The sequence below is a fragment of the Streptomyces coelicoflavus genome (genome assembly GCF_003112555.1).
In the GTDB taxonomy this organism is placed as follows: Bacteria; Actinomycetota; Actinomycetes; order Streptomycetales; family Streptomycetaceae; genus Streptomyces; species Streptomyces coelicoflavus.
This window is the reverse complement of record NZ_BEWB01000020.1, coordinates 136,942-158,240: the sequence shown is the minus strand read 5'-3', so window position 1 is coordinate 158,240 and position 21,299 is coordinate 136,942. Positions and strand designations below refer to the sequence as shown.

The 21,299-nt window shown below is 70.7% G+C and carries 16 protein-coding genes and 2 pseudogenes; 13 read left to right on the top strand and 5 right to left on the bottom strand.

The genetic code is table 11. The annotated features are described in order from the left end of the window. The first annotated feature begins 117 nt into the window (after positions 1–117). The 6 genes and pseudogenes from Sco07f_RS37040 (at position 118) to Sco07f_RS37015 (ending at position 8,827) form a co-directional block, all read left to right on the top strand. Positions 118–999: a universal stress protein gene (locus Sco07f_RS37040; protein WP_108990496.1), complete on the top strand. Its 882-nt coding sequence runs from the start codon at positions 118–120 to the stop codon at positions 997–999. 193 nt (positions 1,000–1,192) lie between these two features. Beyond that, a complete protein-coding gene (locus Sco07f_RS37035; protein WP_108990495.1) occupies positions 1,193–1,885 on the top strand; it encodes a response regulator in 693 nt (230 codons plus the stop codon). A gap of 142 nt (positions 1,886–2,027) precedes the next feature. After that, complete coding sequence (locus Sco07f_RS37030; RefSeq protein ID WP_108990494.1) at positions 2,028–3,782, top strand: sensor histidine kinase; 1,755 nt, start codon at positions 2,028–2,030, stop codon at positions 3,780–3,782. 476 nt (positions 3,783–4,258) lie between these two features. Continuing rightward, a complete protein-coding gene (locus Sco07f_RS37025; protein ID WP_108990493.1) occupies positions 4,259–5,164 on the top strand; it encodes a universal stress protein in 906 nt (301 codons plus the stop codon). Between the two features lie 27 nt (positions 5,165–5,191). Next, the gene (locus Sco07f_RS37020) at positions 5,192–6,043 is read left to right on the top strand and encodes a universal stress protein (RefSeq protein ID WP_108990492.1); all 852 of its coding nucleotides are present in this window, start codon (positions 5,192–5,194) and stop codon (positions 6,041–6,043) included. A 93-nt stretch (positions 6,044–6,136) separates the two neighbouring features. After that, positions 6,137–8,827 (top strand): annotated as a pseudogene (locus Sco07f_RS37015) (bifunctional acetate--CoA ligase family protein/GNAT family N-acetyltransferase). A 231-nt stretch (positions 8,828–9,058) separates the two neighbouring features. Here Sco07f_RS37015 and Sco07f_RS37010 read toward each other — a convergent pair. Then, positions 9,059–9,661 carry a dienelactone hydrolase family protein gene (locus Sco07f_RS37010; RefSeq protein ID WP_159107041.1) on the bottom strand — a complete coding sequence of 201 codons (603 nt, stop codon included), beginning with the start codon at positions 9,659–9,661 and terminating at the stop codon, positions 9,059–9,061. A gap of 529 nt (positions 9,662–10,190) precedes the next feature. Between Sco07f_RS37010 and Sco07f_RS37005 the strand changes: the two genes are divergently transcribed. Then, on the top strand, positions 10,191–11,261 hold the full coding sequence (locus Sco07f_RS37005) for a zinc-dependent alcohol dehydrogenase family protein (RefSeq protein WP_108990490.1): 1,071 nt from the start codon (positions 10,191–10,193) through the stop codon (positions 11,259–11,261). A 46-nt stretch (positions 11,262–11,307) separates the two neighbouring features. Next, positions 11,308–11,748: a pyridoxamine 5'-phosphate oxidase family protein gene (locus Sco07f_RS37000; RefSeq protein ID WP_108990489.1), complete on the top strand. Its 441-nt coding sequence runs from the start codon at positions 11,308–11,310 to the stop codon at positions 11,746–11,748. A 106-nt stretch (positions 11,749–11,854) separates the two neighbouring features. On the opposite strand, the gene Sco07f_RS36995 is transcribed toward Sco07f_RS37000, so the two are convergent. The 3 genes from Sco07f_RS36995 to ppdK all read right to left on the bottom strand — a co-directional run bounded on the left by Sco07f_RS36995 (position 11,855) and on the right by ppdK (position 16,019). Continuing rightward, a complete protein-coding gene (locus tag Sco07f_RS36995; protein ID WP_174855473.1) occupies positions 11,855–12,535 on the bottom strand; it encodes a CBS domain-containing protein in 681 nt (226 codons plus the stop codon). Between the two features lie 35 nt (positions 12,536–12,570). Then, positions 12,571–13,029: a cyclic nucleotide-binding domain-containing protein gene (locus Sco07f_RS36990; protein WP_108990488.1), complete on the bottom strand. Its 459-nt coding sequence runs from the start codon at positions 13,027–13,029 to the stop codon at positions 12,571–12,573. A gap of 284 nt (positions 13,030–13,313) precedes the next feature. Beyond that, complete coding sequence (ppdK, locus tag Sco07f_RS36985) at positions 13,314–16,019, bottom strand: pyruvate, phosphate dikinase (protein WP_108990487.1); 2,706 nt, start codon at positions 16,017–16,019, stop codon at positions 13,314–13,316. 347 nt (positions 16,020–16,366) lie between these two features. On the opposite strand from ppdK, the pseudogene Sco07f_RS36980 reads away from it, so the two are divergent. From Sco07f_RS36980 to Sco07f_RS36970, 3 genes and pseudogenes are all read left to right on the top strand, one after another. Then, positions 16,367–16,914 (top strand): annotated as a pseudogene (locus Sco07f_RS36980) (radical SAM protein); the annotation flags it as partial. Between the two features lie 204 nt (positions 16,915–17,118). Then, complete coding sequence (locus Sco07f_RS36975; RefSeq protein WP_108990486.1) at positions 17,119–17,817, top strand: CBS domain-containing protein; 699 nt, start codon at positions 17,119–17,121, stop codon at positions 17,815–17,817. 128 nt (positions 17,818–17,945) lie between these two features. After that, entirely contained in the window at positions 17,946–19,001 is a 1,056-nt protein-coding gene (locus Sco07f_RS36970) for an Acg family FMN-binding oxidoreductase (protein WP_439959709.1), read from the top strand. 284 nt (positions 19,002–19,285) lie between these two features. Here the strand turns inward: Sco07f_RS36970 and Sco07f_RS39930 are convergent, their stop codons facing one another. After that, the gene (locus Sco07f_RS39930; RefSeq protein ID WP_159107040.1) at positions 19,286–19,450 is read right to left on the bottom strand and encodes a hypothetical protein; all 165 of its coding nucleotides are present in this window, start codon (positions 19,448–19,450) and stop codon (positions 19,286–19,288) included. Between the two features lie 70 nt (positions 19,451–19,520). Here Sco07f_RS39930 and Sco07f_RS40955 point away from each other — a divergent pair, with 70 nt between their 5' ends. Together Sco07f_RS40955 and Sco07f_RS36965 are read left to right on the top strand one after the other, a co-directional pair. Continuing rightward, positions 19,521–19,694, top strand: coding sequence for an Arm DNA-binding domain-containing protein (locus tag Sco07f_RS40955; RefSeq protein WP_501207505.1), 174 nt, complete (start codon positions 19,521–19,523; stop codon positions 19,692–19,694). Positions 19,695–19,727: 33 nt separating this feature from the next. Beyond that, a complete protein-coding gene (locus Sco07f_RS36965) occupies positions 19,728–20,747 on the top strand; it encodes a tyrosine-type recombinase/integrase (RefSeq protein ID WP_244942235.1) in 1,020 nt (339 codons plus the stop codon). Positions 20,748–21,299: the final 552 nt, after the last annotated feature.

Sequence of the window (21,299 nt, the reverse complement as noted above, 5' to 3'; positions counted from 1 at the left end):
GTCCGGGCCGAAGGTCCCTCCTTGCGGGCCCAGACAGTCCCTGCCACGTCGGCCGTGGCGGTGCGACCGTAGTAGTGGCAACCCACGCTGCACGAGGTGGCTGGAAGAGAGAAGGCGGTGGGGATGATGGCACTTCCCCTGGTTGTGGGCGTCGACGGGTCGGACGGCAGTGTCCTGGCCATCGACTGGGCGGTGGACGAGGCGCTGCGTCGACGGCTTCCGCTGCGCCTGGTCTACGCATCTTTGTGGGAGCGGTACGAGGGCGTCCTGCCGGCCATGACCCGGGAGCGCTCCTCGGGGCAGGTGATGGCGGACAACATCGTCGGAACTGCCGCCGAACGTGTCCGGCGATACGACCCCGGCCTGGAGGTCTCCACGGACACCGTGCCTGCGGAAGCGGTGTCCGCGCTCCTGGCCGAAGGGATGCACGCCACCGCCTTGGTCACCGGCTCACGAGGACGTGGGGAACTCAAGGGAGCACTGCTCGGCTCGGTCAGCCTGGCCGTCGCCGCCCGGTCCGACTGCCCCGTGATCGTCGTCCGAGGTGACAAGTCCGCGTTGTCGGGCGCCCACGAGCGCGTCCTCCTGGGCGCAGGCGACCCCGGCACAAGCCGGGAGGCGGTTCGCTTCGCATTCGAGGCGGCCGAGACAAGGGACTGCGAGCTGGACGTGGTGCGGGCCTGGCGGTGCCCGGAGTACGAGAGCACCGATGTCGGGGCACCAGCCGGTTCCGAGCATCCGCACGAGGAGCGGGCTTCTGCCCTGATCGACACCTTGATCGCCGAAGCGGTGACGGCACATCCGAGCGTGCGACTGCGCAGGGCGACGATCGAGGGGCCGGCCCGAAAGGTGCTGGTGACGCGGTCGGCCGCCGCCGATCTGGTCGTCGTGGGTGCTCGGCACAGGTCGGGCCATTTCGGCCTCCAGCTCGGACGCGTCACTCACACCCTGCTGCAACACGCGGCCTGCCCGGTGGCAGTGGTCCCGCAGGCGGCGTGACACCTGCCGGACCATCCGGTGCGCGGTGCCGCAGACCGGCGCCGCGCATCCTGTGTGACGCATCGGGGTCGACCTCACTCGGGGCATGGCGTCCACCCGTCGCGGGCAATGGAGGGCCGACCGGCCCTGGCCCCAGATCCCGGCTGAGGGAAGACTGGCCCTGTAGGCGGGATGCCTCCCTGAGGAGCGATCGATGATGGACAGCGAGCCGGCCGGCCGGACGACCGCGATCAAGGTTTTCCTCCTTGACGATCACGAGGTCGTCCGGCGGGGTGTTCACGACCTGCTGGACGACGAACCGGACATCACCGTGGTCGGTGAGGGGGCCACCGTCGAGCAGGCGCTGGTGCGCGTTCCCGCGCTGCGTCCGGACGTGGCGGTGCTGGACGTACGCCTGCCGGACGGCGACGGGGTGAGCGTCTGCCGGGAGCTGAGGTCCAGCATGCCGGACCTGGCCTGTCTGATGCTGACCTCGTTCGACGACGAGGAAGCACTCCTCGACTCCATCATGGCGGGCGCGGCCGGGTACGTCCTGAAACAGATCGAGGGCTCCGACCTGGTCTCCGCCGTGCGCACCGTGGCCCGCGGCCAGTCACTGCTGGATCCGAGCGCCACCGCGAGACTGATGGTGCGGCTGCGGGGTGGTGAGGAACAAAGGGAGGAGCCGGAAGCGCTGCCCGGTCTGACCGAGCGAGAACGGGACATCCTGGCCCTCATCGGAGAGGGCCTGACCAACCGGCAGATCGGCCAGCGTCTGTACCTGGCCGAGAAGACCGTCAAGAACCACATCTCCCGCCTGCTCGCCAAGCTCGGTGTGGAGCGGCGCATCCAGGCCGCCGTCATCGCCACCCAGGCGCAGGACCGCATGCGAGACGAAGGCCGCTGAGCGCCGTCGCGCCCCCCGCTCCGGTGATCTCCGGCCGGCCACGAAGCAGCAGCGAGCTCCCGTGTCACGGTCGCTCCGCAGCCGCTACCGTGGCACGTAGGCGGCCGGAAAGCCGCACTGTCCCTGGGCGTGGAGGCCGGCGGTGGAAGAGTCCGAGGAGCCGCGGGAGGCCAGTGTCCGCTTGCCGCAGCTGCGGCTGGACGAGCTGCTGGGCGAGTTGCAAGCCAGGCTGGACGCGGCCCGCGGCACTCGTGACAGGGTGCACAGCCTGCTGGAAGCGGTGCTGTCGGTCGGCAGGGAACTGGACCTGAGGCAGGCCCTGCGTGGCATCGTCGAGGCCGCGGCGACGCTGGTCGACGCCGAGTACGCCGCGCTGGGCGTGATCGGCCCGGACGGCAGACGGCTGTCCGCCTTCCACACGGTCGGAGTCAGCGAGAAGGAGATCGCCCGCATCGGGCACTACCCCGAGGGACACGGCATCCTGGGTGAGCTGATCAGGAACCCGGAGCCGTTGCGTCTGGCCAAGCTGTCCGAGCACCCCGCTTCCTACGGGTTCCCGGCGCACCACCCGCCGATGAACAGCTTCCTGGGTGTCCCCATCCGGGTTCGCGACCACGTCTTCGGCAATCTGTACCTGACGGAGAAGCGCGGTGGGCAGGAGTTCGACGAGGACGACGAGTCGGTGCTGTCCACCCTGGCCGTGGCGGCCGGCGTGGCGATCGACAACGCCCGGTTGTACGAGGAGACCCGGCTGCGTGAGCGCTGGCTTCAGGTCAACGCCGAGATCATGCACACGCTGATGTCCGGCGCCGAACAGGGCGGCGCGCTACGGCTGATCGCCGAACGGGCCCGGGAGATCACGGCCTGCGCCCTCGGCGTGGTGGCCCTGCCCGTGCCAGGTACCGACGAGCTGGCGGTGGAGCTGGCGATCGGACGCGAGGCCGGGGCCTGGCGCGGACGGGTGCTGCCCGTGCGCGGCAGCCTCATGGGAGAGGCGTTCACGCGGAGCGTGCCCGTGAGCAGTCAGGACGTGTCGCACGACGAACGGATCACAGCCGGTCCGCCGCGGTTCGCGGGCCTCGGGCCGGCGGTGGCCGTCCCCATCGGCGCAGACGAGCACGTACGCGGCGTGGTGCTGCTGGTTCGCGAGGCAGGCGGGCCCCTGTTCACCGAGAAGGAAACGCAACCGCTGCAGGTGTTCGCCGCTCAGGCGGCGGTGGCGATGGAACTGGCCGAACGCCGCCAGGACGCGGAGCAGATCGCCTTGCTGGAGGACCGCGACCGCATCGCCCGCGACCTGCACGACCTGGCCATCCAGCGGTTGTTCGCCACGGCCATGACCCTGCAGAGCGCAGGGCGGTTCATCCAGCACGACAAGGCCGCGGAACGCGTGCAGCGTGCGGTGGGCGACCTGGACGAAACGATCAAGATCATCCGTTCGACGATCTTCGGCTTGCGTACCAGGCAGGACGACCCGGCGTCGTCCACACTGCGGGCCCGCGCGGTGCGGGCGGTCGCCGAGATGGCACCGGTGCTGGGCTTCGCGCCCGGAGTCCGTATGGAGGGCCTGCTCGACACACACGTACCGAAGGACATCGCCGACCAACTCGTCGCCGTCATGACGGAGTCCTTGACCAACATCGCCCGCCACGCCCGCGCGAGCCACGCCGACGTCGCGCTGGAGACCGACGGCAAGTGGGTCCGGCTCACAGTCTCCGACAACGGCGTCGGCATCCCGCCCGGCGGCCGCCGCAGCGGACTGCGCAATATGGAAGAACGCGCGCAAAAGCTCGGCGGAGAACTGCGACTGGAGCGCCCACAGGACGGAGGCACCCGCCTCGTGTGGCGGGTGCCCGTGGATCAGGCGGAGGGGGAGGACGCCGGAGCGACGCCGTGACCGTCGAGGCCGGTCTGGGCCCCGTCGGCCTGTTCCGTGCGTCATGATGGTCGACGCCGCGTCGCGGTAAAGCGGACCCCCGGGGCCGTATCCGAAGCGCACCACTATCGGTGCCCGGCCACGGCGTGTCGTCGTCGGCCCGGTCTGCTCGGCATCGGCATCGGCGCCGCGCTGACGCCGACGAACCCGTCGTCGACTACCACCTCGTCTACGCGACGGTACTCGTCGCCCCCTGGCCGCTGCATCCGCCGGCGACGTACTCGGCCTCGGTCGCCTGTGGGCCCGCCTTCCCGTCGTCCGCGACCGGAAGTGGCTGCGCCGTACACGATCGGTGGGAGAGGGGCCCGGCGACGGGTTCGCCCCCCCCGGGCGGCCGAGGGGGACTCTTGGCCGCGACCGGGGACCTGCGGTCCCTGTTCCTGAGACCGGGCGCGGGACACGCTGAAAGCAGAAGACCGATACAGGAGGTGGGCAGCATGACCCGCACGATCACGGTGGGGATCGACGGTTCACCCGAGAGCCACGCCGCCGCGGAGTGGGCGGCCCGCGAGGCCGGGCTGCGCGACCTGCCGGTAAGGCTGCTTCACGTGTGGGAGCCGGTTCCGGCACCCGTGGCCGAGGACCCGGTTCTCGGCACCGAAACCCACCAGTACTGGACCGAGCAAGTCCCACGGAAGATAGGTGAAGGGCTCCGGCTGCGCCACCCCGGTGTCGAGGTGAGCTGCGACCAGCGGTCCGGCCCACCGGCGAACACACTGGTCGAAGCCGTCGAAGAGGCGGAACTGCTCGTCCTCGGTTCCCGCGCCCTGAGCGGCCTCGGCGGATACCTCGTCGGTTCCGTCGGACAGGCCGTGATCGCCCACACCGAGATTCCCGTGGTCCTCGTACGGGCCGGTGAGATGGCCGCCGACGAACACGTCATGGATCCCGCCGGGATCCCGTCCGCGGCCACCGCTTTCCGGCCGGTCGTGGTCGGCATCGACATCGGCGGCTACGACGGCGACGTGCTCGCCTTCGCCTTCGAGGAGGCACAGCGCCGCAGGACGGCGTTGCACGTGGTCAACGGCTGGCAACTGCCGCCCTACTACCCCTACGCGCTGGCCGCCGGCTCCGCGCCCGACGAGGGACTGGCCCGCAGGAAGGCGGCCGACCTCACCCGGGTGATCCTGCCCTGGCGGCAGAAGTACCCGGACGTCGAGGTCGCCGAGGTGTCTCGCTCCGGCAGTCCCGCCCGCCACCTGGTCGACGTCGCACACGATGCGTCCCTGGTGGTCGTCGGCAGGCGCATCCGCCGCAACCCGTTCGGCGCGCACATCGGCGCCGTCACCCACGCGGTGCTGCACCACGCCACCGCGCCCGTCGCCGTCGTCGCGCATCCCTGACGGTCCCCGTCGCGAGGAGGAGGCGTCATGTATCTGCCACTGGTGGTCGGCGTGGACGGCTCCGAACCCAGCCTGCGGGCCGTCGACTGGGCGGCCGACGAGGCTGCCCTGCACGGAGTGCCCCTCCTTGTGCTCTACGGAGCGCTGTGGGAGCGGTACGAAGGGGCGGCGCTCGCACGTGAGTTGGGCAAGCCGTCCGTTCAGGTGCAGGCCGAGGACATCCTCCGGGCCGCCGCCCGGCGCGTCCGGCGTCGGCATCCCGACCTACCCGTCACCACCGAAATGGTGCCCGACGAGGCTGAGCACGCCCTGGTCTGCGCCGGACGCAACGCGTCCATGATCGTCGTGGGCAGCCGCGGCCGCAGCGGCGTCGCGGACAGGCTGCTGGGGTCCGTCAGCCGGACCGTGGCCGCCGCGAGCGACTGCCCGATCGTCGTGCTGCGCGGCAACCACGACAACCGGGCTGTCGCCGGACGGCACGGAGGGATCATTGTCGGTCTCGGCGACGTACCGGCGACCGTCCTGAGGTTCGCCTTCACCGAGGCACGCCTGCGTCGCGTGCCGCTGACTGTCGTGCGGGCTTGGCGCTGCCCCGCCCACGAGACGGTTGATCACCCCCTGCTGACGGGGGAGCCCGCCCGGCTGTACGAGGAACGGGCAGCCAAGGAGCTGGAAGCAGCCCTGGAAGACGCACCGTCCGACATCGCTGTGCGTCGGCACACCGCCGAGGGCCCGGCGCGCAGCGTGCTGCCCGCTGCTTTCGCCGAGGCCGACCTGATGGTGATCGGCCGTCGCGCCCATGGACGGCTCGGCCGGGTCGCCCACTCCGTACTGCACCGCTCGGTCTGCCCGGTTGTCGTCGTGCCCGAGCAGAGGTGAGCCCGACGCCCGGCTACCAGGCCGTCGGCACCAGAGCGATGGAGCGACGGGGGACCGGTCGACGCAACCCGGCCCAGGAGAGAGGAGAGACCGATGACGGATGACCTGGGGCGTCCCGCGATCCACGCCCTGTTGTCGGACGGCATCACCGTCCGTATCCGCGCCGTGGAACCTGAGGACCACGATCAACTCCATCGGCTCTACGAGGAGATGTCACCCGAGAACCTGCGGATGCGCTTCTTCGCCGTGAGTCCGCACTCCGCCGCCGTCGCCGCAGACCATGCCTGTGCGCCGCCACGCCCAGGCCACCGGGCACTGGTGGCCGAGCTGCGCGGTCGGATCATCGGCCTCGCCGAGTACTACGAAGGGGAGGAGCGGGGATCGGCCGAGCTGGCCGTCGCCGTCGCGGACCGCTTGCATCACCACGGCGTGGGCACCCTGCTCGTCGAGCACCTGGCGTCCGCCGCCCGGGCCGACGGCCTCACGTGTTTCGTGGCCGACGCCCTCAGCGAGAACCGGGAAGTGCTCCGTCTGTTCACCGACCTCGGGCTGCGCGTCACCCGCCGCATGGACGGGCCCGAGACACGCTGCACCATCGCGCTCGACCAGGGCGACACCTATCTGAGGGCGGTGGAGAATCGCGGGCGCACCGCGGACGTGGCCAGCATGGAGCCCCTGTTCAGACCGCAGACGGTCGCCGTCGTCGGGGCCGGTCGACGGCCCGGCTCCGTGGGACGCGCCGTGCTTCGCCATCTGCGTACCGGCAACTTCACCGGCCGGTTGTTCGCCGTGAACCCGCATGCCCACGCACTTCTCGGCGTTCCGTCGTATCCCGCGGTCACGGCGCTGCCCGTCCCGCCCGACCTCGTCGTGATCGCCACCCCGGCCGCCGCCGTGCCGAGCGTGGCGGAGGACTCCGGGAAGGCGGGCGCACGTGCCCTGGTGGTCGTATCGGCGGGTCTTGACCCCGCTCAGGCACGGGCGCTGCTCACCGTGTGCCGCACCCACGGTATGCGCCTCGTCGGCCCGAACTGCCTCGGTGCCGCCAACACCGACCCGGCGCTGCGGATGGACGCGACCTTCGCCGCCGCACATCCGAGCCGCGGGACCGCGGGTATCGCCGTTCAGTCCGGTGGTGTCGGCATCGCCTTGCTCGACGGGCTGTCCCGCCTGGGTATCGGGGTGTCGACGTTCGCCTCGCTCGGCGACAAGTACGACGTCAGCGGCAACGATCTGCTCCAGTGGTGGGAGAACGACGGCGTCACCGATCTCGCCCTGCTGCACCTGGAGTCCTTCGGCAATCCGCGGGCCTTCTCCCGCACCGCCCGGCGGGTCACCCGCCGGATGCCGTTGCTGACCGTCGACGCCGGCCGCACCGACGTGGGCCGTCGTGCCGCCGCGTCCCACAGTGCCGCCGCGGCCACCGGCACCCTGACCAGACAGGCGCTGTTCACCCAGGCCGGCATCACCGCGACCCGCTCCATCGGCGAACTGCTGGAGACGGCAGCCCTGTTCCACGCCCAGCCTCTGCCAGCCGGGACCAGGGTCGCCGTCGTCACCAACGCGGGCGGAGCCGGCGTACTGGCCGCGGACGCGTGTGCCGAGGCGGGGCTCATCCTGCCCACCCCCACCCCCGAACTGGTCCAGGACCTGCTTGCCGTGCTGCCCGACGGGGCCGCCGTCGGCAACCCGGTGGACGTCACCGCCGCTGTCGCCGAGGACGAGCTGCGCGATTGCCTCGACCGGCTCATCGCCCACCGCGTTGTCGACGCCGTCGTGGTCGCTCTCGTCCCCACGGCCGTGGCCGCCGCGACCGGTGACGACCTGGTACGAGCCGTCACCCAGGGCCCCGGCAGACGGCGCATCCCCGTCGTCCTGGTCCGCCTGGAGCAGGACGTGCCCGTGCGCCTGCTGCCGGCCTCAGAAGGCGGAGCGATCCCCTCCTACGCCGAACCGCACGCGGTGGCACGCGCGCTGGCCCACGCTGCCCGCCGGACCGCCTGGCTGGCCCGCCCGCCCGGCACCAGGCGGGTCCCGGACGGCATCGACGCCCAACGTGCGCACGCCCTGGCCGACGACTGGCTCACCGCACACCCGGACGGCGGCTGGCTCGGACCGCGGACGTGCGCCGAACTCCTGAGCAGCTAGGGCATCTCCCAGTCCCCATGGGCCTGGGCGGAGACCGAGGATGACGCCGTATGTGCCGCAGAGCGTCTGGGCGGCCCGGACGGCCGGGTCGTCCTGAAGGCGTACTGGGCGGGACTGGTGCACAAGAGCGCGCAGCGTGCCGTTCGTCTCGATCTGCGGGGTGAATCCCAGGTAAGGGGCGCTTACCGGGACCTCCGGACACGCTTCGACGGACTGATGACCGGGGCCGTCGTGCAACCGCTGGCGGAACGCGGCACCGAACTGCTTGCCGGTGTCGTCCAGGACCAGGTCTTCGGACCGCTGGTCGTGTTCGGACTGGGCGGCACCGCCACGGAGATGTTCTCCGATCGGGCGGCCCGGCTCGCCCCGCTCACCGACCTGGACGTGCACGACCTGATCACCTCACCGCGCTGCGCTCCGCTGCTCTTCGGCTCGGTCGGCTCGGACCCCGTCGACCTCGACGGCCTGGAGCAACTTCTCCACCGCCTCTCCCGGATGGCCGAGGACCTGCCGCAGCTGGCCGAGGCCGACTTCAACCCGGTCCTCGCGACATCCGGTGGCCTCACGGTTCTGGACGCCCGTGCACGCCTGCTGCCGTGCCGCCCGCAGGACCCCTATCTGCGCCGCCTCCGCTGAGGAGACAGCACGTGAGCAGCAGACCGACCCTCGAAAGAAGGCGTGGGCCGCCGGTTTGGTGGAGGAGCTTGCCACAGGTCGGGAGGCGTGGCGGTAGCACGAACAACGGCGCGTGTGCGACGTTCCAGGTGCCAGAGCTCCTTCGGGACACCTGGAACGCCACGCCGGTGCTGACCGCCACACCGAGTGAGGTCCACCGTCAGGGAAGTGCCGGATGCTGTGCTGCGGCCTTCACTCCCGGCCGGTCGTGAACCAGTCGCGGATCAGATCCGCGAGGGTCTCTGCGGCACCGGGACCCGCCAGGACGCCCGTGGCGCCGGGCACCACCGTGACGTGGTGCCGACAGTTCATCCAGTCGGCAGCGAGCCGGCAGAGGCCCGCGCCCTGAGGGTCGAGGCCGCCGACCACGAACAGGGTCGGCGCCTGTACCCGGGCCAGTGCCGCAGGGCCGGCCAGCTCCGGTCGGCCGCCCAGGGAGACGACGGCTCGGATCTCGTCATCGGCCGCCGCCGCCCGCAACGCGGCAGGCGCACCCGCTTCGCTCCCGACGTAGCCCACGGGCAGTCCGGTCTCCCGGCGCAGCCACTGGGTCGTTGTTTCCAGGCGCCGGGCCAGCAGCACCACGTCGAAGAGCTTGTGCCGGTCACTGCGCTCCTCCTCGGTCAGCAGGCCGAGCAACAGAGTGCCGATTCCGGCGCGGTGGAGGCGTGGGGCGGTGTACTCGTACCACGAACCGGGGCGACCGCCTCCGGCACTGTGGGCGATGGACAGCACGACGCGGGTCGTGGCGGGCAGAGAGAGCCCTGCGGTCAGGTGCGTCCGACCGGCGGGCACCACCACTTGCTCCTCGCGCGGTCCGTCGGCGGGCCACGTCGGTATTGGCCCGTTCGGTGCATCCGGCCACGGGGTGCGGGGCCGGAGGAGGTCCAGCCGCTCGATGCCGCGAGGCGGGTGCCGATCGGCTTCCGTACGGCTCACGGAGCGCATGACGCACCTCCTGGCTTGCGGTGGGTCGGTGGTGGCGATTGCCACCGCCTGCACTGTCATTGCATCGCGCGCTCACCGGGCGGGGCAGAGGCAATCGGTCCCGACCAGCCGGGCCGACCGGCCCTGCGCGGAGGCCGACGGGGCCGGTGCACGTCCGGTTGCGGCCGGCCACTGGGAAGTGGTACGCGCGCCGGTCCCAGGCCGGGGCCGACAGGCGGGGCACGAGGGCCGACCGGCCCAAGCGCGTACGCGAACCCCAGGGAGAGTCTGGAGTTGTGGAGCAATCCCCGTCCTACCGACGGTCGAGGGCTCGCCCGGCGGAGGCTGGTCAGCGAGGCTCCGGATGCTCCCGAGCGCAGAGAGGGTGAGCATCGCGATGAAGGGTTACGTGTTCCACGGGCCGGGCCGGTCCGCGTGGGAGGACATACCCGACCCGGACCTCAAGGAGCCCACCGACGCCGTGGTCCGGGTCGACGCCGTCACCATCTGCGGGACGGACCTGCACATCCTGAAAGGGGACGTTCCTGAGGTGCGCCCCGGCACCGTCCTCGGCCACGAGGCGGTCGGCGAGATCGTCGAGGTCGGCACGGACGTGCGCACCGTACGTCCGGGAGACCGCGTCCTGGTGTCCTGCATCACCGCCTGCGGAAGGTGCCGCTACTGCCGTGAGGGCGTGTACGGTCAGTGCCTCGGCGGAGGGGGCTGGATCCTCGGCCACCTGATCGACGGCACACAGGCGGAGTACGTACGTGTTCCCTATGCGGACCTCTCCGTGCACCCCCTGCCTGGTGCGGTCACCGACCAGGACGCCGTACTGCTGGCCGACATCTTCCCGACGGCCTACGAGGTGGGAGTGCTCAACGGGAGCGTCCGCCCCGGGGACACGGTCGTCGTGGTGGGCGCCGGGCCCATCGGACTGGCCGCCGTGGCCACGGCACGGCTGTTCGCGCCCGAGCGCATCGTCGCCGTGGACCTGGCCGGCGCTCGGCTGGAGGCCGCCAGGAAACTCGGTGCCGACGCGGTGGCCGACGCCCGGGAGACCCCGGAGCAACTGGTCGCCGACCTGACCGGGGGACTCGGCGCCGACGTCGTCATCGAGGCCGTGGGCATACCGGAGACGTTCGAGATGTGCACCCGCATGGTGCGCCCGGGCGGGCACGTCGCCAACGTCGGCGTGCACGGCAGGCCGTCGACCCTGCACCTGGAAGACCTGTGGATCAAGAACGTCACGATCACCACCGGCCTGGTCGACACCCGCTCCACGCCAACTCTGCTGCGCATGGCGGCATCCGGACGGCTTCCCGCCGCCCAGTTGGTGACCCACACCTTCTCGCTGGAGCGCATGGAGGAGGCGTACGAGGTTTTCGCCGGTGCCGCGGACACCGGAGCACTGAAGGTGGTCCTCGGCGGTCCGCGTCGGGAAGTCGTCGCACCCAAAACGGTGTGACACGGCCCGTCCAGCACGAGACCCACAAGCGAGAGACGGCGGGCGGATGTACCGCAACGACGGGTTCCGGGAACTGAGCCGACAGGAGTGCCTGAGGCGGCTGTCGCAGGCCGACGTGGGCCGTGTCGTCTTCACACGCGACGCTCTGCCGGCCGTGCTACCGGTCAATTTCCTGCTGGAGCCGGACGGCGCCGTGCTGTTGCGTACCTCGGCGTCGTCCGAGATGGTCCGCGCCGTCGACGGGGCCGTCGTCGCTTTCGAGGGGGACGAGGTCGATGCGGCGGCGCACACGGGCTGGAGCGTCGTCGTCACCGGGCTCGCTTCCGTGGTGACCGACTCCACCGATCACGACCGGATGAAGAGGGTCGGCCCTCGTTCGTGGGTGGCCTGGCCGGACGAGGTCTTCGTCCGCATCGAGCCCGAACTGGTTACCGGACGCGAACTCCTGGGCGGACGATCCATGTGCGGAGTGCCCGTTTCACCTTGAGCGGCGTTGGCGAAGGCCGGCCGGTCGGCGTGCACCGCCTATCGAGTACGGGTGTGCGCGGCCGGACGCTGCATGCGTCCGGCCGCGCACACCGCAACTGGTCTTGTCAAGGCTGAGTAGCTGCGACGGTCTCACGGGGTCCGTCGCGCTCGACCCGGCACTCGACGTCGACGACACCCTCCACGGCGCGGACCAGTCGGATGGCGACGGGGACAAGGGAGGCGTCACAGAACGGACCGGCGAGCGTGACCACGCCGTCGGAGACGGCCACCCGGACAGGCTGGGAGGGAGCCGGGAAGAGGAACGGCACGATCTCCCGGTCTACCTCCTCGGCGATCTCCTCGTCCGAGCGCAGGAAGACGCGCAGCAGGTCGCCTCGGCTCACGACGCCCTCCAGCAGCCCCTCGGAATTGACCACCGGCAGGCGCTTGACCCTTCGCTGAGCCATGATGCGGGCCGCCTCCGCCAGCGTGGCGTCGGGGTGGACGGTGACGGCTGGCGCGGACATCACGTCGGCTGCCGTCAGTCCGCCCGCCTTGGCCAGGTCGGCCAGGCGGCGCATCTGGGTGAACCGGTCCGGGTCGCTGTCGCGGAACTCCTCCTTGGGCAGCAGGTCGGCCTCCGAGACGACGCCGATGACACGGCCCTCACCCGCCAGCACGGGCAGGGCACTGACCTTCCACTGCTGCATGAGCGTGACGATGTCCTTGAACGGTGCGTCGCGGCCCACGGCCACGACGGTGTGCGTCATGACATCACTCACGACGCGCGGGCTGCCGTACAGCATGGTGTTCCTCCTCTCGGGGGTGCGCGACGGCTGGGTCACAGGAGGCTTCCGCTCCCGTGGGGGCCGTACAGGTCGAGCAGCCGGATCCGGGCGGCGTGCAGCCGGTGGGCGACGACGTTGCCGACCCAGGTGGCGGCCGCGCGGCCGAACACCGGATCCTGGGCGCACAGGGCACGGACGGGCTCGGCGTCGAACTCCCAGGCCCGTACCGGGGTCATCGCCTCGGCACCCAGATGCCACAGGTAGGGCGGGAAGTGCCAGGACCAGCCGACCAGTTCCCCGTGGCCCAGCGACTCGATGACGGCGGCCCGGCGGCCTGGGACACGGAGGTCGAGGGTGACGGTGCCGGTGCGGACGATCCAGAACCTGTCGGCACGACCGCCCTCTTCGAACAGTCGCGCGCCTGCCACGTAGGACACCTCGCGCGCGACTCGCATCAGTCGTTCACGATGTTCGACCGGGAGGCCCCCGGTCAGTGTGGTGGTGGAGGTCATCGTTGCGCTCCCTACTTCTCGGGGCACGCGGCCAGGCAGCGTTCAGCGGTGCCTGCGTCCCGGACGTGAACCGGGTGGCGCGTCCTTCCCTGATTCCAGGCTCGTCCTGTCCGGAGCCGTAAGCCATGGGCTGTCCGGGCCCGATCACCGGCCGTTCGGCCCTCACGTGCACCGGGGAAGTCTCTTTCGACTGGGTCCGGAAGACGCTGGCGACGCACAGCCGCACAGGGCTGTCCATCGCCGGCGGGATGCCGTCCCGATAGGGCCGCGACGGCGTGGCCGGTTCATCTGCTGTCTCTCGCCCCGGCCCCGCCCAGCGCGGCCCGCCCGGCCTCCAGCCGTGCCACCGGGACCCGGAACGGTGAACAGGAGACGTAGTCGAGACCGGCGCTGTGGAAGAAGTGCACCGACTCCGGGTCTCCGCCGTGTTCTCCGCATACGCCTGTCTCCAGGGCGGGGCGAGCGGCCCGGCCCTCGGCGACGGCGATCTCCACCAGCCGTCCGACACCCTCGCGGTCGATCGTCTCGAAGGGGGAGGCGGCGAAGACGCCCTTGTCGAGGTAGGCGGAGAAGAAGGCCACCTCGACATCGTCGCGGGAGAAACCCCAAGTGGTCTGGGTGAGGTCGTTGGTGCCGAAGGAGAAGAACTCCGCGACCTCGGCGATCGGGCCGGCGGTGAGCGCCGCCCGCGGAAGTTCGATCATGGTGCCGACGGGGCAGGCCACCGGGACGCCTGACGTTGCGGACACCTCGGCCAGGATACGCTCCACCTCCTCGCGTACCAGCCGGAACTCGGTGACGTCGCCGACGAGCGGTACCATGATTTCCGCCCGGGGGTTGCCACCCGCCCGGACACGCTCCACGGCTGCCTCTGCGATCGCCCGGACCTGCATGGCAACCAGTCCGGGAACCACCAGGCCGAGACGGACGCCTCGTAGCCCGAGCATCGGATTCTCCTCGTGCATGCGGTTGACGGCGTCCAGCAACTCAGCGTCGTGCCTATTCACGCCCTCGCCACGGGCCTCGGCGGCGGCGAGGCGGGTGGCGAGGGCGAGGCGGTCGGGCAGGAACTCGTGCAGCGGCGGATCGAGGAGGCGGATGGTGACCGGCAGCCCGTCCATCGCCGTGAGGATGCCCGTGAAGTCCGATCGTTGCAGCGGCAGCAGGGCGTCGAGCGCCCGGTCGCGTTCCGCGTCGGTTTGCGCCAGGATCATCCGCTCGACCAGTCGGCGCCGCTCGCCCAGGAACATGTGCTCGGTGCGGCACAAGCCGATGCCCTGGGCGCCGAACCGACGGGCGCGCGCGGCGTCCTCGAGAGTGTCGGCGTTGGCCCTGACCTCCAGCCGCCGCACCGTGTCCGCGCGGTCCAGAGCGCGGGTGACGGCGTCGACCACCGCGCCCGAATCCTCGTCGGCGCCGTCGGCCGTACCGTTCTCCAGGCGGCGCATCACGGCGGAGTCGACGAGGGGCACCGCGCCGGCGTACACCGTGCCCGCGGAGCCGTCCACGGACAGGACGGTGCCCTCCCCGACGACGGTGCCGTCGCCGGTGGTGAGCCGTCGGCCCCGGGTGTCCACGACGAGGTCGTCGGCGCCGCAGACGCAGACCTTGCCCATGCCGCGTGCGACCACGGCCGCGTGCGAGGTCTTGCCGCCACGGCTGGTCAGCACCGCCCGGGCGGCGACCATGCCCGGCAGATCGTCCGGGTTGGTCTCCTGGCGCACCAGAACCACCGGCTCACCGGCGGCGTGGCGTCGTACCGCCTCCGCGGAGTCGAAGACGGCCGTACCGACCGCGGCACCCGGCGAGGCCGGCAGGCCGCGCGTGAGCGGGTCACCCGTCGCGGAGGCGTCGAAGCGGGGGAACATCAACCGGGCCAGTCCCTCCCCGCTCACTCGCGCGAGGGCATCGTCCGCGCTGATGAGGCCCTCGTCCGCCAGCGCGGCGGCGATGGTGAACGCCGCCTCGGCGGTGCGCTTGCCCACCCGGGTCTGCAGCATCCACAGCTTCCCGCGCTCGATGGTGAACTCGATGTCGCACAGGTCGCGGTAGTGCTGCTCAAGGGCTCGCATGTGCGCCCGGAGCTGCCCGTAGGAGTGCGGGTCCAGGTGCTCCAGCTCGGCCAGGGGGACGGTGTTGCGGATACCGGCGACGACGTCCTCGCCCTGCGCGTCGGGCAGGTAGTCGCCGTACAGTCCGCGCCGTCCGGTGGCCGGGTCGCGGGTGAAGGCGACGCCGCTGCCGGAGTCGGCCCCGAGATTGCCGAAGGCCATGCGCTGTACGTTGACAGCGGTACCGAGATCGTCCGGGATGTGCTCGCGGTGCCGGTACAGTCGCGCCCGTTCGCTGTTCCAGGAGTCGAAGACGGCCAGGACCGCCCGCCGCAGCTGGTAAGCCGGGGACTGCGGGAAGTCCTCGCCGGTCTCGCGGCGGATCAGCTCCTTGTACGCCTCCACGAGCCCGGACAGGTCAGCGGCGTCGAGGTGCATGTCGTCCGGGACGCCCCGCAGCTCCTTCAACCGCTCCAGCGACGCCTCGAAGAGCGAGGCATCGACACCCATCACCGTACTGCCGAACATCTGTACGAGTCGACGGTAGGAGTCCCAGGCGAACCGCTCGCTGCCGGACGCCTTCGCCAGGCCCGCCACGGAGTCGTCGTTCAGCCCGACGTCGAGGATCGTCTCCATCATGCCGGGCATGGAGAACCGGGCACCTGACCGCACGGACACGAGCAGCGGGTCGTCCCGCTGTCCCAGCCGCCGCCCGGCAGCCTTCTCCATCTCGGCCAGGTGCGCGGAGACCTCGCGGGCGAGACCGGCGGGCTCCGCGCCGGTCTCCAGATACGCCCGGCACGCCTCGGTGGTGAGAGTGAAGCCCGGAGGGACCGGCAGACCGAGCCGGACCATCTCGGCCAGGTTGGCGCCCTTGCCGCCGAGCAGACCGGCCAGCTCACGCCCGCCGTCGGTGAAGTCGTACACGTATCGGACCATGACGCCCGCTCCTCGGCTCGGAGGACTGTGTGCCGGTTCGAGCACGGTGTGCCGTTTCCAGCGTCCTCCACCGACCGCTCCGGTGCGAGGCCGGCCGGTCCCGGAGAGGGGGCCGGTCGGCCCTTCCGTCGACCGACCGATCCCGGCGGTGACGGCTCCCCAGCAGGGTGCACCGGGGCGGTGAGGGAGCCGTACGTCCCGACGCCTCGGGCCGGCCGGAACGTGGAGGTGCGCCGGCCGGCACTCCGAGGACGCGGCCGAGGACGCGGCCGGGACGGTGAGGGGCCCAGCGAGTGAGGGACACGTGATGAACGCGCGACGGCGGCAGCAGCAAGCCCGGGCACGGCGAGTACCGCGCTTTCGTCATGACGGCCGGGGGAGGCGTGACTGTCAGTGCGAGAGTCCCTGCTCCAGCCGGCCTTCACGGCGGCCGTCCCGGCGCCGCTGCAAGGAATGCGGGCTGCACACGGCCCTCGACACGTCCGGATTCCTCGGCGCCCGAGCCGACGACGCCCTCATCGGGGACACCGACCTCGTGCTGCTGGACATCAAGTCCTTCGACGCCGACGTCTACCACGCACTGACCGGCGGCGACCTCGCCCCCACCCTGGAGTTCGCCAGGCGCCTGGACCGGCTCAGCACGCGCATGTGGATCCGGTACGTGCTGGTGCCGGGGTGGACCGACGACCTGAAGGCAGTGGACGGCCTGGCCCGGTTCGTCGCAGGGCTGCACGGCGTCGAACCCGCCGACGTTCTGCCGTTTCACAAGCTCGGAGCACCGAAGTACCGGCAACTCGGCATCCCGTTCCCCCTGCGGGACACGCCGGTACCCGACCCCGCGCTGAAGTCAGGCGAACGTAAGGTGTTCCGGCAACGGGGCGCTTCCGCGTACTGACCACCCTCCGGTCCGTCGAGCGACGGAACAGACGCGACTTGTCGGCGGTGGCAGGCGCGGGTCACAACAGCCCGACCGATCGTGCCGCCCTCGGCGGAGCGGGAAGGACGGCCCCGTGGAACGGACCGTTCGGCCCATGCCGGCCCAGGCGACAGGGCTGACTCTGGACATGTGAGAACGCCGCCATATGCGCGGGAGGAAGCGATGTACGGCTCCGTATACACCGTGAGTGACGTCATGACCCGTTCCGTCGTGGCGCTGGCCGCCGGGGCGGGGTTCAAGGACATCGTGCGGACCCTGCGGACGCAGCGGATCAGTGCGCTCCCCGTCATCGACGAGGGGAACCGGGTGGTCGGCGTCGTCTCCGAAGCCGACCTGCTGCGCAAGGAGGAGTTCCGCGACAGCGACCAGGACGTGCACCCGAGGACCGGGCCCGTCCCGGCCCACGACAAGGCACGAGGGGGTACCGCGACGGACCTGATGACGTCCCCCGCCATCACGGTGGGTCCCCACGAACCCCTGGCCGGGGCTGCCCGCGTCATGGCGCGGCGTGAAGTCAAACGCCTCCCCGTCGTCGACACCGACGGCGTGTTGCGGGGGATCGTGAGTCGTGGCGATCTGCTCAGGGTCTTCCTCCGGCCCGACCTGGAGATTGCTGAGGAGGTCCGGCACGAGGTCGTCGGCGGCCGCCTTCCGGACGGTATCGGTCCGGTCCGGGTCGAGGTCCATGAGGGCGTGGTCACACTGGCCGGACGGGTCCGCGACACGTCGGTCGTCCCGCTGGTCGAACGGCTGGTGCGCTCGGTCGAGGGCGTGGTCGAGGTCCGCTGCGAGCTGGCCGGGCCCCGCCACCGGCCGGCGCTCGAGCCCGACCTGGCGGCCGAACAGCCGAGCGGGCCGTGACAGCGCTTCCGCGACGCGGCCCACAGGCAGCGACGGTGGCGGCGCCAGTCGCACCCGCGGAGGCAACGGCGGCCGGGTGCTTAGCCAGGTCTCGCCCGGTGACTAACGGACTGAGGAGATGGATACCGGTGAACGTTCGACCACCATCCGACGAACACGTGATCAGTCTGGTCGGTGACGCTGTCGCCGCGCCCTCGATGCACAACGCGCAACCGTGGCGTTTCCGCTACGTGCGTCAGACGCGGACGTTCGAGCTGTACGCCGACTTCGACCGCGCCATGCCGTACTCCGACCCACGCGCCCGTGGCCTGCACATCGGCTGCGGCGCCGCCCTGCTGAACCTGCGGGTAGCAGTGGCCCACGACGGCCGGCACGCGCAAACGCGGCTGGTGCCCCGCCCCGAAGATCCGGCGCTCCTCGCGACCGTGCGGCTGACCGGCCCGGGAGACGACGACAGCGACCTCGCCGCGCTGCACCCGGCCATCATCGAGCGGCACAGCAGCCGTTTCCCGTTCGAGGAGAAGCGCATCCCCGACGACCTGCGCCGCGAGCTGGTCGAGGCCGCCCGTCGCGAAGGCGCCATCCTGACCTTCCCCGCCCCCTGGCATCTACAGCATGTGCTGGATCTCGTGCGGGAGGCCGAGGCACGCGGTCTCACGGACCGCGCGTCCGAACGGGAACTGGCGGAGTGGACCCGCACCGACGCTCCGTCTGTGAACTGTACGGACGACGGCGTCCCGGACTACGCTTTCGGCCCCGTCAGAAGCGGGGGCCGGGCGCCCCTGCGGGACTTCGCGGGCACACGCCGCGTGGCGGGACGGGGCACCGCGGTCTTCGAAGCGGCACCCCAGCTGGCCTTCGTCAGCACGACGCACGACCGCCCGGAGGACTGGCTGCGGGCCGGCCAGGCCATGGAAGGTGTCCTGCTGCTGGCCACAGCCGAAGGTCTGGTCGCTTCCCTCGCCACACAACCCCTCGAACGCCCCGACCTACGATGGCTCCTGCGCGATCCGATATCCGGTGCCGGCCACCCGCAGATGCTGCTGCGACTGGGATACGGCCCCAAAGGGCCTCGGACTCCCCGGCGGCCGGTGTCCGATGTGTTCGACGTGCAACCCCGGGGCCAAGGGGAGGCGGGATCGGAGACCGACGACGACTTTGTCTGGCGAGGGCCGATGCGGTGAATCCGAGGGCCGTCCGCTTTTTGCGGTCCCTCGTTGCACGGTGCGTGGTCTCGATAACTCCTCCGCAGGCCGCTCTTGCATCCGGCGCAGCTTCACAGTCGGTGGTGCTCTTCGGGACGCTGTAGCCGTCGTCCGACTCGTCATGCGGACTTCGTGGCGGAGCTGCCGCACGCGGACGAGGCCAACGCCGTTCGTCTCGCGCCGTCAGCCGCCATCCCGCCTCCCCTCCCCTTGAACGGGCCGGGGAGACGAAAGGCATGTTCAGCTGAGCGAAGACACGTTGCCTACGGCGGCGTGGTCGAAATGGTCGACTGACAGGAGGGTGTGGTGACCGGACACTCTCCGGCGGCCAGGCCGCCGACCATCGTCTGGGCGGTATCGGGCGCAACATAGACGTTGATCGCCGGTTGGCCAAACCGGCGATGATGGCGACCCTTGAGGGAGTTCATGTTCCCTGGGCTCGGCGTTGGATCCGTGTGGGTCAAGAGGAGTCGAGACCCTCTAGGAGAGTGAGTAGTCCTGTCCGACCCCATCAAGAAGCTCGTTCCGGATAGCAAGGGGAGGGTCCGGTACCGGTTTGTGGTCGATGCAGGCCCTGATCCGGTTACCGGGAAGCGTAAGCAGCTGACGCGTACCTTCGGGACGTTGAGGGAGGCGAAGGCGGAGTACGCGAGCATCGTGCATCGTCGTTAGGGGGCAGCGCGGGCACCGCTCAGTCAGGTCACGGTGGACGAGTGGCTCGATCAGTGGCTGTCCATGAAGGCAGAAGACCTGGAAGAGAGTACTGCCTACAGCTACACCATGACCCTGGCCCGGGTCCGCGGAAGGCTCGGGCACATCAGGCTCCAGGACCTCACCGAGGACCATGTGACGGCATGGATGCGATGGGCGCTCCAGGAGGGGCGTGGGCGGGGAGGGAGGCCGGGCACCGGCCTGGGGGCGACCTCGGTCGAGATGACGCTGGCTCGGCTGAAGGAGGCGCTTGACCGGGCAGTGACACGGGGCCTGGTCCGGGTGAACGTTGCTCGTGAGGTGACCGTTCCCCGTAAGGCGCGCATGGCAGAGCGCAGGGCCAGCGCCGCAGTGCCGCCGTGGAGCGTCACGGAAGTACGCGCCTTCGTTCGTGCGATCGCAGGTGACCGCCTGCAGGCGCCCTTCCTCCTGGCTCTGATGGGTCTTCGGCCGGCGGAGATCTGTGGCATGCGCAGGGCGGACGTCGACCTGGACGAAGCCACGGTCTCCATCACCAACACCCGGACGGTCATGGGGAACGACATCGTGGTGGAGAAGGACGCCAAGTCGCTCGCTGGTGAGCGGCAGCTTCCTCTGCCGGCTCCGGTTGTGGCTGCTTTGACCGCGTTCCGGGATGTTCAGGCAGACGAGAAGACAGCGGCCGGGCACGGGTACGAAATCAGCGGCTACGTTCTTGTGGACGCTGGGGGCAGGGCGCTCAACGGACGTCAGCTGCGTGAGCGGGCCTACAAGGTCATGGACCGCAGCGGGCTGCGCCGGGTCCGTCTCTACGACGCCCGTGCGAGCTGCCTGACGTACCTGGCGAACCATGGGGTCCCGGACCATCTCCTCGCCCGGTGGGCCGGTCACGCCGACGCGCGGACCACGAAGCGCTGGTACGTGAAGCCGGATGTGGAGGATCTGCGGCCGGCGGCGGACACGTGGGGAGGTCTGGCGAGTGGGTCCGCCCCCGTTCACGAAGAGAATGTGAGATGTGGGAGCGTGAACGGGTGAGTGAGAAGAACGTCGACAGCATGCAATACCGCTTTGACGGGCCGGAACAGGCCCCGGTTCTCGTCATGGGGCCGTCCCTCGGTACCACATGGCACAGGTTGTAGAGACCGTCCAGGGGCGTCTACGGCAGTCCGGCGCGGGCAGGGAATTGCAGGTTGGAGCGTCTTGGTCCGGGACAGTCCGACCAGTTGGTGATTGCGGTGTGACACGAGGGCGATATGGCGAGGCCCCACCGGGTCCGTCCTGACGGGATCTCTGCACGGACCGTGAGAGCGAAGCCGCCACCGGAGCACTCCGGTGCGGCTTCTGTGTGAGAGAGCACGCGATGGTGCGCACGATGCGGTCGGCGGCCCGTGCACTCCGTAGGGACGTGACTTTCCCGGGTGCCTGATTTGCAATCGCACGCGCTCGTCCCCCCCCCCGTGTGAGAGTGCGTGCCAGCCGACGCGAGCTGCACGTCAACGGCGACAGCAGGACAAAAGAAGATGAGGTCGGACTCGCCGTTCCGTCGGTGGCGCGTTTCACTGGAGGGAGTGCAGTCCTGCGCCGACT

Bases quoted from the DNA above. Each gene is read 5' to 3' on its own strand.
- Sco07f_RS37035 (WP_108990495.1), top strand. From the start codon at position 1,193: ATGATGGACAGCGAGCCGGCCGGCCGGACGACCGCGATCAAGGTTTTC.
- Sco07f_RS36995 (WP_174855473.1), bottom strand. From the start codon at position 12,535: ATGCTGTACGGCAGCCCGCGCGTCGTGAGTGATGTCATGACGCACACC.
- Sco07f_RS36975 (WP_108990486.1), top strand. From the start codon at position 17,119: ATGTACGGCTCCGTATACACCGTGAGTGACGTCATGACCCGTTCCGTC.
- Sco07f_RS37020 (WP_108990492.1), top strand. From the start codon at position 5,192: ATGTATCTGCCACTGGTGGTCGGCGTGGACGGCTCCGAACCCAGCCTG.
- Sco07f_RS37005 (WP_108990490.1), top strand. From the start codon at position 10,191: ATGAAGGGTTACGTGTTCCACGGGCCGGGCCGGTCCGCGTGGGAGGAC.
- ppdK (WP_108990487.1), bottom strand. From the start codon at position 16,019: ATGGTCCGATACGTGTACGACTTCACCGACGGCGGGCGTGAGCTGGCC.
- Sco07f_RS39930 (WP_159107040.1), bottom strand. From the start codon at position 19,450: ATGAACTCCCTCAAGGGTCGCCATCATCGCCGGTTTGGCCAACCGGCG.
- Sco07f_RS37000 (WP_108990489.1), top strand. From the start codon at position 11,308: ATGTACCGCAACGACGGGTTCCGGGAACTGAGCCGACAGGAGTGCCTG.
- Sco07f_RS36990 (WP_108990488.1), bottom strand. From the start codon at position 13,029: ATGACCTCCACCACCACACTGACCGGGGGCCTCCCGGTCGAACATCGT.
- Sco07f_RS37025 (WP_108990493.1), top strand. From the start codon at position 4,259: ATGACCCGCACGATCACGGTGGGGATCGACGGTTCACCCGAGAGCCAC.